The sequence below is a fragment of the Vibrio sp. 2132-1 genome, assembly GCF_033344315.1.
Genome location: NZ_JAWPON010000563.1, coordinates 1 through 601, shown reverse-complemented (window position 1 = coordinate 601; position 601 = coordinate 1). Strand labels below are relative to the sequence as shown.

Annotated in this window: 1 protein-coding gene; it reads right to left on the bottom strand. The window is 49.4% G+C overall.

All coding sequences use genetic code 11. The features are described from left to right. A partial coding sequence (locus R8N47_RS26660) for a PAS domain-containing protein (protein WP_318186293.1) occupies positions 1–601 on the bottom strand: 601 nt, incomplete at both ends.

Sequence of the window (601 nt, the reverse complement as noted above, 5' to 3'; positions counted from 1 at the left end):
TTGCAGCAGTTCGCCCGGTGATTTGCCAACCACTTCCTCTAACGAATATTCGGTTAACTGCTCAAACGCAGAGTTTACCCAAGCAATCGTGCCGTCAGGATGCGTAATGATGATGGTATCGCGAGCGTGTTCCGCCACCTCGGCAAGCTGCGATATTTTGGCGGATAACTGCTGCTGGGTTTGATGTTCTTGCTGAAGTTTATTTTGCGCTTGCGCTAAAGAGCGTGACATTTGGTTAAACGCCTCTCCAACGCGCGTGACTTCGTCATTGCCTGAAATAGAAATTTGCGAACCCGGCCCTTGCTGTGAAACCTTGATTACCCCAGTGCGGAGAAGATCCAGACGCTTCATCAAGTAGCTGCCTAGCGCAAATGAAAACAACGCCACCAGCGACATTTCGACAAAGGCAATCACCAAACTCGCATGAGTCGCAAACGAAAGCATTTGATGAACATGCTCGACGTGAACACCCATTTCTACCACGCCAAAAGTCTGATCGCCTAACGTGATTGCTTTCGCCACGTCATAAACACCGTCGCTTGCATCGAAAGGACGAACATTGGTGTCAACGCCTGTGTAATCACCTTGAAGCGTAAGTTCG